Origin of the sequence: Nonomuraea basaltis (genome assembly GCF_005893125.1) — a bacterium.
Classification (GTDB): domain Bacteria; phylum Actinomycetota; class Actinomycetes; order Streptosporangiales; family Streptosporangiaceae; genus Nonomuraea; species Nonomuraea basaltis.
In genome coordinates, this window is sequence record NZ_VCJS01000043.1 from 24,967 (window position 1) to 38,849 (window position 13,883).

At 70.7% G+C, this 13,883-nt stretch carries 13 protein-coding genes; 5 read left to right on the plus strand and 8 right to left on the minus strand.

Annotated features, from left to right (window positions below; genetic code table 11):
* Nucleotides 1–9: 9 nt before the first annotated feature.
* A complete protein-coding gene (locus EJK15_RS21520) occupies nt 10–663 on the plus strand; it encodes an HAD family hydrolase (protein ID WP_138712258.1) in 654 nt (217 codons plus the stop codon).
* Here the strand turns inward: EJK15_RS21520 and EJK15_RS21525 are convergent.
* From EJK15_RS21525 to EJK15_RS21545, 5 genes are all read right to left on the minus strand, one after another.
* Nucleotides 656–979, minus strand: coding sequence for a DUF5709 domain-containing protein (locus EJK15_RS21525; protein ID WP_240777115.1), 324 nt, complete (start codon nt 977–979; stop codon nt 656–658). The genes EJK15_RS21520 and EJK15_RS21525 overlap by 8 nt on opposite strands.
* 33 nt (nt 980–1,012) lie before the next feature.
* The gene (locus EJK15_RS21530) at nt 1,013–1,576 is read right to left on the minus strand and encodes a hemerythrin domain-containing protein (RefSeq protein ID WP_171074448.1); all 564 of its coding nucleotides are present in this window, start codon (nt 1,574–1,576) and stop codon (nt 1,013–1,015) included.
* A gap of 39 nt (nt 1,577–1,615) precedes the next feature.
* Nucleotides 1,616–1,927 carry a MerR family transcriptional regulator gene (locus EJK15_RS21535; protein WP_240777116.1) on the minus strand — a complete coding sequence of 104 codons (312 nt, stop codon included), beginning with the start codon at nt 1,925–1,927 and terminating at the stop codon, nt 1,616–1,618.
* Nucleotides 1,928–1,983: 56 nt separating this feature from the next.
* Nucleotides 1,984–2,415 carry an Hsp20/alpha crystallin family protein gene (locus EJK15_RS21540; RefSeq protein WP_138712261.1) on the minus strand — a complete coding sequence of 144 codons (432 nt, stop codon included), beginning with the start codon at nt 2,413–2,415 and terminating at the stop codon, nt 1,984–1,986.
* Nucleotides 2,416–2,577: 162 nt separating this feature from the next.
* Nucleotides 2,578–4,314, minus strand: a complete 1,737-nt coding sequence (locus tag EJK15_RS21545) for an ABC transporter ATP-binding protein (protein ID WP_138712262.1) — start codon at nt 4,312–4,314, stop codon at nt 2,578–2,580.
* Between the two features lie 69 nt (nt 4,315–4,383).
* Here EJK15_RS21545 and EJK15_RS21550 point away from each other — a divergent pair, with 69 nt between their 5' ends.
* Nucleotides 4,384–4,821, plus strand: a complete 438-nt coding sequence (locus EJK15_RS21550; protein ID WP_138712263.1) for a MarR family winged helix-turn-helix transcriptional regulator — start codon at nt 4,384–4,386, stop codon at nt 4,819–4,821.
* 10 nt (nt 4,822–4,831) lie between these two features.
* On the opposite strand, the gene EJK15_RS21555 is transcribed toward EJK15_RS21550, so the two are convergent.
* Entirely contained in the window at nt 4,832–5,776 is a 945-nt protein-coding gene (locus EJK15_RS21555) for an amidohydrolase family protein (RefSeq protein WP_171074449.1), read from the minus strand.
* Nucleotides 5,777–5,980: 204 nt separating this feature from the next.
* Entirely contained in the window at nt 5,981–7,138 is a 1,158-nt protein-coding gene (locus EJK15_RS21560; RefSeq protein ID WP_138712265.1) for a PucR family transcriptional regulator, read from the minus strand.
* A 106-nt stretch (nt 7,139–7,244) separates the two neighbouring features.
* Between EJK15_RS21560 and EJK15_RS21565 the strand changes: the two genes are divergently transcribed.
* Together EJK15_RS21565 and EJK15_RS21570 are read left to right on the plus strand one after the other, a co-directional pair.
* Nucleotides 7,245–9,341: a M6 family metalloprotease domain-containing protein gene (locus EJK15_RS21565; protein WP_240777117.1), complete on the plus strand. Its 2,097-nt coding sequence runs from the start codon at nt 7,245–7,247 to the stop codon at nt 9,339–9,341.
* A gap of 202 nt (nt 9,342–9,543) precedes the next feature.
* Nucleotides 9,544–12,114 (plus strand): ATP-binding protein, encoded by a 2,571-nt coding sequence (locus tag EJK15_RS21570; RefSeq protein ID WP_138712266.1) that lies wholly within the window; start codon nt 9,544–9,546, stop codon nt 12,112–12,114.
* A gap of 3 nt (nt 12,115–12,117) precedes the next feature.
* Here the strand turns inward: EJK15_RS21570 and EJK15_RS21575 are convergent, their stop codons facing one another.
* On the minus strand, nt 12,118–12,990 hold the full coding sequence (locus EJK15_RS21575) for a hypothetical protein (protein ID WP_138712267.1): 873 nt from the start codon (nt 12,988–12,990) through the stop codon (nt 12,118–12,120).
* 73 nt (nt 12,991–13,063) lie between these two features.
* Between EJK15_RS21575 and EJK15_RS21580 the strand changes: the two genes are divergently transcribed.
* Entirely contained in the window at nt 13,064–13,846 is a 783-nt protein-coding gene (locus EJK15_RS21580) for a tyrosine-protein phosphatase (RefSeq protein ID WP_338089880.1), read from the plus strand.
* Nucleotides 13,847–13,883 lie beyond the last annotated feature (37 nt).

The following is a 13,883-nucleotide window of genomic DNA, read 5'->3' on the forward strand; positions in this document are numbered from 1 at the left end:
GGGGGATTGATGATCAAGGCTGTGGTGTTCGACGTCGGCGAGACGCTCATCGACGAGACGCGCATCTGGTCGCGCTGGGCCGGGCGGCTGGGCGTGAGCAGCTTCGTGCTGATGGGCGCGCTCGGCGGCATGGCCGCCCTTGACCGCCCGCACGCGGACGCCTTCGAGCTCATCCGGCCGGGGTTCGACCTGGACGAGGAGGACGCCGCCTGGGAGCGCGACGATCCGCACGGCCTGCGCAACCACTTCGACGCCGACGACCTCTACCCGGACGTGCGGGAGGCGCTGGCCGCCCTGCGCGCGGCCGGGTTCCAGGTGATCATCGCGGGCAACCAGCCGAAGCGGGCCTACGACGCGCTGGTCGCGATGGACCTGCCGGCCGACTCCGTGCACACCTCCGAGGGCTGGGGGTTGTCCAAGCCGCAGCCGGAGTTCTTCACCAAGGTGGCGGCGGTCGCGGGCCGGGAGCCCGCCGAGATCCTGTATGTGGGCGACCGGCTCGACAACGACGTGCTCCCGGCGGGCCGGGCGGGCATGCGCACAGCGCTGCTACGCCGCGGCCCCTGGGGCTACCTGCACGCCGAGCGTCCGGAGGCGGCGGCCGCCGACGTGATCGTCGACGACCTGCATGCCGTTCTGTCCGCCGCGCAGAGGCTCACCTGAGGTCCTCGCCGGGATCGATCCGGATCGCACGCTCCTCGGCGGACATGTCTCCGGAGTCGTCGCCCCAGTCGTCGCCGATCTCCTCGTCCTCCACGTCCGACTCCAGCCCTTCGTCCGGCTGGGTCAGCCGGTGCTTGGGGCGGGGCTCGCGGAGCCGGTCTCTGGCCTCCCGGTGCAGCCGCTCGTCGAGGGTGTCCCTGTGCTGAGGGTCATCCCCGACGACCTCGTGGCGAAGGCCGAGATCCTCGGTCCACTCGGCGACCTCGATCGCCTGCTCATCGCTCATGCCGTACCGGTTCGGAGGTGTTTCGGTCATACGTTCCCTCTACCCAGGGGACCGGCGGGAATCCTAGGACTTGGCGTGCCTGAGTGCCTCGGCAAGCTCTTTCTTCCCCATCTGGGACCGGCCGGGAATGTCCGCTTTCTGTGCCTTCTCGTACAGCTCGGCCTTGGTGGCCCCTTCGCGGGAGCCGGCCGGGGAGGTCTGCTTGGGGACGCTGAGCGCCTTCAGCTCTTCCGCCCTGCGCTCCTTGAACGCCTTGCCGAGCTCCTTGAGCCGCTTCTCGCCGGCCGACTTCGCCAGTGCGGGGAGGATCTTGGTCTCCTCCTCCTCGACGTGGTGCGTGACGGCCGTGATGAGCTCTTTCAGCGTCTTGCGGAACTCCGTCGTCCCCGGCTGCGCGCGTACGAGGGCGTCGAGCAGGACTTCGGCCTCCTTGTGCTCCTCGACGCTGTGGTGCGCGTCGATGCCCGGGTAGACCCGGTCCTCCTCGGCGCGGGCGTGCGCGATCAGGAGGGCGTGCAGCTCGGCCACGGTGGCCTTCGGATCGCCCTTCTCCTTCTTGAGCCGCTCGAAGAGGGACTCGACGGTCCGATGGTCACTGGTGATCAGGGTGATGACGTCGGTTGCCATGGGAGCCCCGCTACCCGAGTGGGTGGCGTCCATTCGCGGTCATTCCAGCTCGCGCAGCCTCGCGTGAGTCTCCTTCAGCTCCTGGCGGAGAGTGACGAGCTCGCGCTCCAGTTCGAGGATGCGCCGGATGGCGATGAGGGTCATGCCCTCCTCGGCCATCCGCGTGACGTGCTGGACGGTCATGATGTCGTGGCGGGAGTAGCGCCGCTGCCCGCCGCTCGACCGGCTCGGGCTGATGATGTCGTGCTGGTCGAGCCGCCTCAGGTAAGCCTGCTGGACCTGGAGCATCTCCGCAACCTGCCCGAGTGAGTAGAGGGGGGCGTGCTCGTCGTCGAAGGGCAGATCGGGCATCACGACCTCCTCGTGGGACGGGGGCGGGCCGGGGTGCCCGCCCCCGTCCCCGCCGATCAGGCCTTGATGGCCTTCGTCTCGCCGCGCTGGATCTCCACCTTGCGCGGCTTGGCCCGCTCCAGGACCGGGATGCGGACGGTCAGCACGCCGTTGTTGTATCCCGCGTCGATCTTGTCGCTGTCGAGGTGCTCGGACAGGTAGACGCGCCTGGTGAACGTGCCCATGGGGCGCTCCCGTACGAACAGCCTCTCGTCCTCCGCGACCTCCTCCTCGCGGCGGGCGCTGACGCTGAGGACACCGCGGTCGACCGTCACCTCGATGGAGTCGGGGTCGATGCCCGGCAGGTCGAAGCGCAGCAGCACGTCGTCCTCGCGGCGCAGCCCGTCCATGGGCATGATGGTTCCCTCAGCGCCGAAGGTCTGCCGAGCCAGGCGGTCGAACTGGCGCTCGAACTCCTGGAAGAACGGATCTATCGAGGTCAAGAGCATTTCCGAACCTCCTCACTACTTGTCTACTTGTAGCTAACCTACAAGTTCAATTACAGATTAGCTGTAGAGACATGTGTAGGCAAGTGATCGTTAGACACTCCTCACCTGGAGGTAAGAGCGTCAGGCGGCCGGGCGGCGGCCGGGAATCCGCCCATAAGAGGTTCAGATGAGCTCGAACTCCGGCCGGTCCCTGCTGACGAGCGTCGCGTAGTGGCCGCCGCGCGCCATCAGCTCGTCGTGGGTGCCGCGCTCGACGATCCTGCCGTGGTCGAGCACGACGATCTGGTCCGCGTCGCGGACGGTGGACAGGCGGTGCGCGATCGTGATCGTGGTACGGCCCCGCGCCAGCGCGTCCAGCGCCTCCTGCACGGCCCGCTCGGTCTGCGTGTCCAGCGCGCTGGTGGCCTCGTCGAGGATCAGCACCGGCGGGTCGCGCAGCAGCGTGCGCGCGATGGCCAGGCGCTGCTTCTCGCCGCCGGAGAACCGGTAGCCGCGCTCGCCCACCTCTGTGTCGTAGCCATCGGGCAGCGAGGCGATGTGGTCGTGGATGCGCGCGGCCCGCGCCGCCTCCTCCAGCTCCTCGTCCGTGGCCTCCGGCTTGGCGAAGCGCAGGTTGTCCGCGATCGAGGCGTGGAACAGGTACGTCTCCTGCGAGACCACGCCGACCGCCGCGCTCAGCGTCTCGAACGTCAGCTCCCGCACGTCCACCCCGTCGATCGTCACCCGCCCGCCTGTGACGTCGTAGAGCCGGGGCGGCAGGTAACTGAGCGTGGTCTTGCCCGAGCCCGTCTCGCCCACGACGGCCAGGCTGGCGCCCGCCGGGACGGTGAGGTCCACGCCGGTGAGCGTGGGGGCCTCGCCGTACGAGAAGCCGACGTTCTCGAAACGGACCTCGCCGCGGACGCGGCGGAGCGACCGCGTGCCCGGATGGATGTCCACGGGCAGGTCCAGGTACTCGAAGATGCGGCCGAACAGCGCCAGCGAGCTCTGCACCTCGACGCCGAGCCGCAGCAGCGACACCGCCGGGCGGAACAGGCTGACCTGCAACGTCGTGAACGCCACCAGCGTGCCGACCGAGATGGTGCCGGTGTAGCCGACGGCCCAGTAGATCATCGCGGGCATCGCGGCCATGACGATCTGGATGGACGCCTGCCGCCAGCGCCCGGCCATGCTCGTGCGCACCCCGAGGTCGGCCAGCTCGTCGGAGGCCCGGCCGAAGCGCTCGGTCAGCTCGGGGGAGCGGCCCATCGTGCGGCCCAGCATGATGCCGCTGATCGACAGCGACTCCTGCACCATCGAGGAGATCTTCGCCAGCTTGCGCTGCCGCTCGGCGGTGATCCGCTTGCGCTCCTCGCCCACCTTGCGGCTGATCCACACGAACACCGGCAGCAGCAGGAGCGAGATCACGGTCAGCCGCCAGTCGAGCGCGACCATGGCCACGATCGTGGCGATCACGGTGGTGAGGTTCGAGACGATGGAGGTGGCGGTCGAGGTGACGACCTGCTGCATGCCGCCGATGTCGTTGGCGATGCGCGACTGCACCTCGCCGGTCCTCGTACGGGTGAAGAACGCCAGCGACATGCGCTGCAGGTGCCCGTACACCGCGATGCGCAGGTCGTGCATCACCCGCTGGCCGATCGTGGTGGAGATCAGCGTCTGCACCACGTCGAAGACGCTGGTCGTGACCGCCACCGCGATCATGCCCATGGCCAGCAGGGCAAGCAGCCCGGCGTCCCTGGCCGGGATCGCCACGTCCAGCACCTCGCGCAGCAGGAACGGCGAGGCGAGCGACACGAGCGACGAGAGCAGGATGAGCGAGCCCACCAAGGCCAGGCGGCCACGGTAGGCGCGGAACAGTTTGATGATGCGCCGCAGCGGCGCCCGTGGTTCCTCCTCCAAGTGGTGCTCCTTTCAGATGTCCACTCAAACAGAGGTTAACTCATATTTGTTCCGGCTAAACTTAACGACATGGATGAAGGCGTGGGGGAGAAGGAGCTCGCCGAGCTCCTGCACCTGGTCAGCCGGCGGCTGCGACACGGATACGTGCGGCGGCTGGTCCCGCTCGGGCTCAGCCCGAGCCAGGCGCGTGCGCTGCGCGTGCTCGCCGACGCCGACCCCGAGCGGCCGCTGCGGATGGTGCGGCTCGCCGACGAGCTGCGGATCGTGCCGCGCTCCCTCACGCCCGTCGTGGACGCGCTGGAGGAGGCGGGGCTGGTGCGCCGGGAGGTCGATCCGGGCAACCGCCGCTCCACGCTGATCGTGATCACCCCGGAGGGCCGCGCCGCCGCCGACCGGGCCCGCGACGCCCGCCGGCAGGCGGGCGAGGACCTGTTCGCGGCGCTGTCGGCGGAGCAGCGCGAGCAGCTGAGGGAGCTGCTGAGCGTGGTGGACGCCCAGTTCAGGTGAGATACGGGCCTCAGTGCTCGGTGACCACGCCGCCGACGACCGTGCCGATGCAGGGCGGTTCGGCCAGAAGCGCCGCGTACGGGTAGCGGCCACGGGCGTCGAAGACGGCGAAGTCGGCGCGGGCTCCCGGCCCGAGCGACCCGATCCGGCCCGGGCCGCGATCCATGCCCAGCGCCCTGGCACCGCCCAGCGTGGCCGCCTCGACCAGCCTGCGGTCCAGCCCCCGGGGCCGCAGCCCGAGCTCGCGCGCGTGCCGCCTGATGGCCGCCGCCAGCGCGATCGGCCCGGAAGCGGCGTCCGCGCCGGGCGAGTCCGGGCGGTCACCCGGCCCCGGCGAGGCGACGCGGCCGCCTGTGCCGAGGGCGACGACGTCCCCGTCGTCCAGCAGGGCCAGCATGTCGGCGGCCGACGCCCGAGACGGGCACAGGGCGGGTACGGTGCCGCGCAGCCGGAGCAGCTTGCGCTCGCCCGGATCCAGCGGCCTGGCGCACACCACGTGGCACAGCGGCCCCAGCACCCCGGCCTCGTCCAGCTCGGCGGGCGAGTGCCGATCCAGATCGGCGAGCAGCCGCAGCCCGAACGTCCTGGCCAGCACGGCCACGTCCTCCAGCACCTGCGGATCCCCGGTGAAGGCCGCGATCCCCACCGCGCTCGGCCGGTCGACCTCCCGGATAGCCGTGATGACCGCGTCCCTGCCGTGCTCCTCCCACTCCTCCTCGCCGAAGCTGGTGACCTCGACGTACGAGATGCCGTGCGGCAGCCCCGCGGGATCGGTCAGGCCCGACACCACGCTTGCCCGCGCGGTCACCCCTGGGGTCGTCGAGCGGGCGGCCGAGCAGGCGTCGACCAGCCCAGCGACGATCATCCCCGGCCACCGGCGCTCCTCCGCGGCGGGAAAGCGCGAGAGCAGCTCGGCCCGCGGGCCCACCTGGAGGACCCGATCGCGCTTGGTCACCACGGCCCCGTCGCGGATGGGTTCGTCGCAGACGGGCAGCACGAGCGGGGCGGAATGGAGGACGACGGGAGCGGGCGGGCGGCGTCCGGTGATCGGTCGGACACGACGTCCGGCAACCGGTCCAGCACGCGTCGCAGGCGGCATCAGCACTCCCGTCGAATTTACCCTTCTGGGAATTAAACGCGAGTCGCGCCAGGGAATCAATCAGGTCGAACCAGGTAAATCCCTAGGTAGATAGCGTCCCGACAGCCTCGCCAGTTTCAAACTGAGGTGCAGGGCGAGCCGCTCCCCGCCGTCCTTCAGGTCCGTACGCGCGAGCTCCTCCACCCGCTGCAGCCGGTAGTACAGCGACGTGCGGTGCAGCCGCAGCGCCCGCGACGTGGCGACCGCGCTCCCCGCCAGGTCCAGGTAGGTCTCCAGCGTCTCCAGCAGCGGCAGGTACTGCGCGTCGGCCAGCAGCCCCTCGAGCCCCGGATGCAACTCCTGGCCGGGCAGGTGGGTGAGCATCCGGTACACGCCGAGCCGCGCCCACTCCGCCGTGCCTCCGAGCCCCGGCACGCGGGCGGCCACCTCGGCCGCGTGCCTGGCCTCCTGGTACGACGCCGCCGCCTCCGCCAGCCCCGGCCTGGGGCGGCCGACCCCGACCGCCACCGGCACCGGCATGGCCGTGTGCAGCTCGTCCGGCGAGACCGGCGGTCCGGCCGTGAGCAGCACGGCGTGGTCGTAGCGGACGAGATGCAGCGGATGGTGCCCGCTCAGCCGCCGCCGCACCGCCAGCAGCCCCTGCTCCAGCGCCGGCCGGAGCGCCTCGGACGGCTCGGCGGCGCGCGGCCTGGCCACGTACACGGTCACCGCCTGCGCCTGCGGGAACGCGCCCGCCTCGATGAGCTGCCTGGCCGCGTCCGGCTCGCCGAGCAGCAGCCCGGTGACCGCCTCCAGCTCTCGGTGCGAGGCCAGCCCGGTGGCCAGGCTCTCGTGGAAGAGGGTCAGCGCCAGGGCCGGGGCGGCGGCCGCGGCCTCGGCGACCTGCGCGTCCGACATGGGCGGCTCCGCGTCGATGAACCAGAGGAAGCCCAGCAGCGCGTCGGCGTGCCGCAACGGGACGCAGACGCGCGGCAGCAGGCCCAGGTGCGGCGCGCCCTGGGTGCGGATGGGGCCGGGCGCCTCGTGCACGCCGGCCGCGCGTAACCACTGGCGTACCTCGGGGGTGGTGTGCCGGCGCAGGATCGAGTCGCGGCGGATGTCATCTATGGCGCCGTTCTGCTCGCTGTAGGCCACGACGCGCTGGACGCGGTCCTCGAGCAGGAGAGGGCGGCCGAGACGGGCGGCGAGCTCGTCCGCGGTCCGCTGAAGATCCGCCACAGCTACCCCGTTACGTGGATTTTTCAACACTTGTAGGAAACATCCCTACAGGTCTTCCCTACAGCTGCTCGGTGATCTCCGTCAATAACGTCTATACCGTCAATCCGTGAATGCCCCGAAGAAGCTGCTGAAGGGTTTACTGGCGGCCATCGTGCTGATCCCGGTGAGCCTGCTGGCGACCCCTGCTTCCGCAGCACCCCCTACCGACCCCGAGCACCCCTGGCGGCAGGACCACTGGCCGCAGACGCAGCCCTGGCAGCTCGACGCACCCATCGACGCCCAGACCCTGCGCACCCGCCCGCCGGGCGGCATCCAGCCCATCGACCCGCAGAACTGGGAGAATCCCGACAACATGACGTGGGCGGACTACAAGAAGCCGCCCGGCACCAAGTGGAACGACCCCGCCGTCAAGGGCTCGAAGCGCACGTTCAAGGGCGCGCTCGTGCTGCTCGACTACCCCAACCAGCCGTTCGTGGTCACCCAGCCCAAGGGCTCGACGATCTTCGCCAACCCGAGCGCCGAGGCCCACGACGTCCCGCGCGACCAGGTCGCGAAGTTCTACCAGGACTTCCTCAACTCTCCGAACGACCTCAACAAGGGCCACACCATCCACGAGTACTGGATGGAGGACTCCGGCGGCCGCTTCGGCGTGGAGCTCACCGGGTTCGGCCCGTACACGATGCCGGGCAAGGACCACGAGTACGCCATGGAGTACCAGCGGGACGCCTGCCCGGCGGGCGACACCTGCACCAGGAACCTGCGTACCGACGGCAACGCCGCCTGGCTCGCCGACGTCGGCCAGGAGGTGGCCGGCCAGTACGACTTCGTCTTCTACCTGAGCGCCGGCCAGGACGAGTCGTCCACCTGGCAGGAGTTCGGGATGATGAAGTTCCCGGCCAAGGAGAACGTGCCCGACGAGTGGGGCCCGCCCGACCCCAACCTGCCCAACTGGTCCAGGACCCGTTACGTCGAGTGGACCTCCTGGCAGGCCGGCTCCAGCTTCTGGCCCAACGCCCGCTTCGGCGTCGACTCGGTCCAGGCCGAGAGCTCGGGCATGGCCGTCTACGCCCACGAGCTGAGCCACATCATGGGCATCGCCGACAACTACAACAACCCGTATGCCGTGCCGCCGAAGAGGGCGTACACCGGCATCTGGGAGATGCTCAGCCGCGGCAGCTTCAACGGCCCCGGCGGCCCGCACTCGCGCTGGCTGATACCGCCGACCTCCGGCGCGTCCATGGGCGCCCAGCACATGCTCCGCAACAAGATCCAGCTGGAGATGATCGACGAGCAGAACGTCCTGCGCCTGTCCCGCGAGGCCCTGGACGAGTCCGGCCTGGTCACCGCCAAGGTCCTGGCCCGGGCCGCGCAGCCGGGCCAGAACGAGCTGGGCGGCGTCAACGTCTCCTTCGACACCGGTGACAAGAGCTCGTGCCCGCAGACCGACCCGCTCTGCGACGGCGGCGGCTACGAGAACTACACCGTCGAGGTCGTGGACCGCATGGGCACCGACTCCTTCACCCCCGACGCCGGCGTGCTCCTGGCCAAGACCAAGAACCAGGACCGGCCCCCGTTCGAGTGGGTGATCGACGCCAACCCGCAGGACATCGGCATGACCGACTACGTGATGCCCGACGGGACCAAGGTGCCGATCACGATCGGCGACTACCGCCAGCTCTCCGATGCCCTCTTCCACGCCGGCACCGACTCCGGCAGCGAGTACGAGTACGTCGATGAGGCCAACCGCCTGCACTTCTACGTCACCGACCTCAAGCGCGACCGCGACGGCGAGCTCTCCTACACGGTCGCCGTCCGCTCGCTCGACGGCGCAGGCCCGCAGCGGCGCGGCGTCAAGCTGCTCCCCGCGGTCGGCGTCCCCGCCGGCAAGAACCTCTCCTCCTGCAAGTTCCCGCTGTTCAACACCGGCAAGGCGGCCCCGGCGCAGGGCCAGCACCCGGAGGACGTCAGCGCCTACCTCAACTCCGACGTCTACCGCCTCAAGGCCGAGGTCCAGGGCAAGGGCTGGACCGCCCAGGTGCCGAACGCGCTGGCCTCAGTCGCGTTCGGCAAGCAGGCGCTCGTGACCGTGAACGCGGTCCGCGAGGCCGGCGGCGACCGGGTGGCCAGGGTCAAGCTCACCGCCACCTCGGAGAGCGACCCGGCCAAGACCATGACCGCCACCTGCGCCGTGATCGGCCTCTAGCAGACACGACGGGGTACGGCCGGCGCCGGCCGTACCCCCTCGGCTTGGATCAACCCCCACTCGGGGACCCCGCGATCCCCCCGCAGGAGGGGAAGAGGCGATTTAATTGCTGCGGGGAGCAAAGCTCCCCGAGTCCCCCGCAGGAGAGGAAGAGGCGTTTGATCATCACGGGGAGCGGAACTCCCCGCACAGGGGGTGTTCGTTGACAGGGGACCTGCCCGACAAGATGGGGAACCTGCCGGACAAGACCGGGGACCTGCCCGCCAAGCCGCGCCGGCGGCGGAGAAAGGTGCCATGGGCCGCGTCGGTCTCCGCGGGCCTGGCGGCGGCCGCGGCGAGCGTCCTGGCGGCGTCCGTGGAGTGGGAGATCCCGCCGGTCGCCAAGGTCGGCGTGACCCTGACGGCGGCCGTCCTCGTGGGACTGGCCACCTGGGCCACCACCGAGTCGCGGCCCAAACGCCCGGCGCTCCGCGAGGCCGGCACCGTCGCGCCCGACCAGTGGCCGCCCGTCCCCGAGCATTTCACCGGACGCGCCGAGGCCCTCGCCGAGCTGCGCGACGTCTTCTCCGCCCGCCGGAAGGCCTCCGGCCTCACCCCGCCGCTCGTCGTCTCCGTGTACGGCCGCGGCGGCGTCGGCAAGTCGGCGCTCGTGACCAGGTTCGGGCAGGAGGTCGCCGACTGGTTCCCCGACGGCCGGCTCTACGCCGACCTGCGCGGCGGCGTCGACGCCCCCGTACGCCCCGACGAGGTGCTCATCGGCTTCTTACGCGCGCTGGACGTGCGCCTGACCACCGACCCTGGTGGCCTGGACGAGTTACGCAAACTTTGGCTGACCTGGACCAAGGGCCGCAAGATCCTCATCGGCCTGGACAACGCCCACGACGCCGACCAGGTCAAACCGCTGATCCCGGCCGAGCCGGGCTGCGCGGTGCTGGTCACCTCCCGCGCGCCGCTGTTCCTCAACGGCACGCACGACACGCGGCTGGGGGTGTTCAGCGAGGCGCACGGCGTGGAGCTGCTGGCCCGGCTGGCCGGCGGCGCCAGGATCGTCGAGGACCTGGAGTCCGCCAAGGAGATCGTCCGGCTGTGCGACTACCTGCCGCTGGCGATCAACATCTGCGGCGGCCGGCTCGCCACCCGGGAGCAGTGGACGCTGCGCGAGATGGCCGGCCGGCTGGCCGACACGCGCCGCCGCCTCGACCAGCTGGAGCTGGCGCCCACGGTCGACAAGAGCGTGCGCGCGTCGGTGCAGCTCAGCTACGACGACTGCACCGGGATGCAGCGCCGCCTGCTGCGCCTGCTCAGCTCCCTCACCGCGCCCGACGTGCCTGGCTGGGTGGCCGGCGAGCTGCTCGACATCTCCGGGCTCGACGGCGCCGACCAGCTCGAGGCCCTCATCGACGCCCAGCTCGCCGAGTGCTCCGGCACCGACCAGACCGGCATCATGCGTTACCGGCTGCACGACCTGGTCAGGGTGTTCGCCGCGGAATTGGACGGGCAGGACGAGGCCGAGCGGCGCCGGGCGGCGACCGAACGGGTGCTCTACGGCTACCGCCGCCGCGCCGAGGAGGCGGCCCAGAACCGCTGGCCGCAGGACTGGAGCCGGGGCGGGCGCCGCGCCAGCGCCGACGGGCAGCTGCGGGCCGGCGACTGGCTCAACGCCGAGCGCCTCTCGCTGCTCGCCATGATCCACCTGGCCAGGCAGCTGGAGCTCTGGGAGCTGACGTGGGGGCTGGCCCGGGCGTTCTGCTCGCTGTGCCACTCGCTGCGCGCCTACTGGTCCGACTGGAAGGCCGTCGCGGAGATCGGCTGCGAGGCCGCCTCGCGGACCGGCGACGGGCGGGCCCTGGCCATCGCGCTGCTCGACAGCGCGTCCGTCCACGGCGGCCTCGGATTGCGCGAGCGGGCGCTGGAGGAGGCCGAGCGGGCGCTGGAGATCTTCACCGAGCAGGGCGAGTCGTGGTGGGCGGCCAGGTCGATGCGCACAATCGGGATGACGCTGTTCAGCGAGGGCCACCTGGACCGGGCGCAGGACTTCCTCATCGGGGCCATCACCGCGTTCACGGGCGAGGAGGACCTGTGGTGGATGGCCCGCACCCAGCGCAACCTGGCCGAGATGCGGATGGCCGAGCGGCGGCCCGAGGAGGCCAGGGAGCTGCTCGAGGACGCCCTGGAGATCTTCAAGCGCGAGGGCAACCGCTACTCCGAGGCCCAGACGCTGCGCGTCTACGGCGAGGTGCTGGCGGCGCAGGCGCGCGGCGAGCACCGGGCGGGCGACCACAAGGTCGCGGCCAACCTCTTCACCAGGGCGGGGTTCAGCCTGGACCGGGCGGCCGAGATGTTCCGGCAGCGCGGGGAGCTCTGGGAGGAGGCCCGCTGCCTGCGGGCCGCCGGTGAGGTCGGCGACCCGGCCAACGGGCTGCGCGAGCTCGACTACGTGCGGCGGGCCGAGGAGATCCTGGTCGCCCTGGGGGACTCGTGGGGGGTGGCTCGCACCGCCGTGTCGGCGGGCCGGGCGCTGGCCCGGCTGGGCCGGATCCAGGAGTCCGAGGAGCAGCTGCGCCGCGCCGTCCACGGGTTCGAGGAGCTGCAGGACCGGTGGTGGATGGCGATGAGCCTGCGCTACCTGGGCGAGGCGCACCTGGACGCCGGCGGGCGCCTGGCGGCCGTGGCGCCGCTGGAGCAGGCCAGGGAGATCTACCGGAGCCTCGGCAACGAGGCCGGCATGCGCAGGACCCTGGAGCTGCTCAGACGCGCGGAGTCCTCGGCGTAGCCCTCAGGTGAGCGGGGTCCTGAGCAGCGCCCCCGCCGCCTGCCTGGCCTGGGTGATGCTCTCCTCGAACAGCTTGCGCGCGTGCGCCGCCTGGTCGGCCAGCTCCTTGATGTGCTGGTGGGCCAGCTGGTCATGAACGGTCTCGGCGATCAGCTGCTGGTACTCCGGGGTCTTGGCGGCCAGCGCCTCCAGTCGTTGGTGCGTCCGGTAGACCTTGTCCGTCTTGATCACCTGCTTGGCGTACTTCTCCAGGTGGCGTACCCGCTGCGACAGCGACGTCCAGGCGGCGTCCAGCGCGCTCGTGTACGGCCTGAACGCGTCCTCCATCCCGGGCGGCAGCTCGCGGGGGATGAGCTTGCCGTGCTCGGCGTGCATGGACGACAGCTTGCGCAGCCGCTGGGCGATCTGCCAGACCTCCTCGGGCAGCGTCACCTGGTTGTCGATGGTGTCGATCAGGCCCGCCCGGTGCACCTTGGAGTTGAGGATCACCTCGACCGCGTTCTGGGCCCGGCGCAACAGCTGCTGGCAGGGGTAGTCCAGGTCTTCGGCGAGGACGTAGTGGTCGGCGTACGTCTGCGCCAGCCGGAGTCTTCGCTTGGTCGTGCGATATGAGCCGTCCAGCGCCATCCACCGGAGCAGGACGATCATCCCGATGCCGACACTGGCCACGAAGATGATCGGGACGCGCGTCAGGATGGAAATCAGTAACAGGAAGCCGGGGAGCACGAACAGGAGGGCGGGGTCGTACGTGGTGTCCATTCGCCTGCCGGATCGAGCCATACGGAGGATGTGCGGGCTCGACCGCAGCTCTACCGAGATCTCCGGGGGCAGCGATGGATCGATCACCAGCCGTGGAGGCAGAGCTCGTGGATCCATACGTTCATGCTGCGTTATAAACCTTGAATCCGCTCATATTTGGCGGACATATAGGGTCGAGATAATGAGTGACATGACGAGGTGGATCGATCTGGAAGGCGCGGTCAACGCGCGTGACCTGGGCGGGCTCCCTACGCGTGACGGTGATGTCACCCGACGCGGTCGGATCTTCCGCGCCGACAATCTTCAGGGGCTCACCCCCCGGGACGTGGACCTGCTGGTCGGCGAGCGGGAGCTGCGGCATGTCGTGGACCTCCGCTCCAACGCCGAGGTCTCGCTCGAGGGCCCCGGGCCGCTGACCCAGGTGCCCGAGGTGCGGCACCACCATCTGACGCTGTTCGCCGAGGGTGGCAGGCACACCGACGTCGAGGCCGACAGCATCGACGTGGACCGGGTGCTGCCGTGGGCCGAGCGCCGGCTGGACGAGGAGCTGCGGGTGACCGGCTTCTACTTCGGCTACCTGCGCGACCGCCCGGACGGCGTGGTGTCCGCCCTGCGCGCGATGGCGTTGAACGACGGGGCGGCGCTGGTGCACTGCGCGGCCGGCAAGGACCGCACGGGCGTGCTGGTGGCGCTGGCACTCGAGGTGGCGGGCGCCACCCGGGAGGCCATCGTGGCGGACTACGTGGCCACGGGGGAGCGGCTGGAGCTGATCCTCAAGCGGCTGCGGGAGAGCGACACATACCGCGGAGACCTGGACTCCAGGCCCGCGGACGACCACATGCCCCGGGCGAGGTACATCGAGCAGTTCCTCGGCGTCCTGGACGACCGCTTCGGCGGCCCGATGGGCTGGCTGGCCCAGCACGGCTGGACGGCCGCCGACACGGCCGCCCTGCACGCCCGCCTGCGCGACTGACTTCCTTCGGAGGCCCGGGTGCGGCTCCTCGACGGGC